Source organism: Vibrio sp. 10N.222.55.C6 (assembly GCF_041473395.1).
GTDB lineage: Bacteria > Pseudomonadota > Gammaproteobacteria > Enterobacterales > Vibrionaceae > Vibrio > Vibrio crassostreae_C.
The window spans coordinates 1-457 of the sequence record NZ_JBFRSD010000268.1; the positions used below are offsets into that span (position 1 = coordinate 1).

At 44.4% G+C, this 457-nt stretch carries 1 pseudogene; it reads right to left on the reverse strand.

The features are described 5' to 3' along the window. A pseudogene (locus AB4486_RS23595) lies at window positions 1-457 on the reverse strand (DNA polymerase II); the annotation flags it as partial.

A 457-nucleotide genomic window follows, 5' to 3' on the forward strand; every position in this document is an offset into this window, starting at 1 on the left:
CAATAGAGTAGAGCACGCCTTTTTCTGAACATTCGATATCCAGAGAAACCATCGAAAGCGTGGGTAAGTAGTTACCCGCTCTGCACTTAGCATTGGAGACTCGACGATGTTGATTTTTTTGTACCGCCGTTCCAGTAAACTCAATACTTCCTTTGATAAAACGTTCCATTAGGAAGCGATCCGCAAGGCGAATATCGCTCTCAAAAGTCTGGATTTCTTCGTTGTTAAAGGCTTGTGCCAAACCAAAACTGCTTCTTGATAGTGAGGTATAACAAGCCGCGAGAAGGGTTTGTTCGAAGGTCGCGATCTCAAGCGGTTTAAATTGGCAGTCTATCGACTCTTTAGTCGCAATAACCTCACAAGCGGCCACATCAGATTGAGCAACAAAAAATACCGGCTTTTCGTTTTGAATAGTCAGAAGAGTAGGGCCTTGAGGCGTGCTTAACCACAAGTCGAT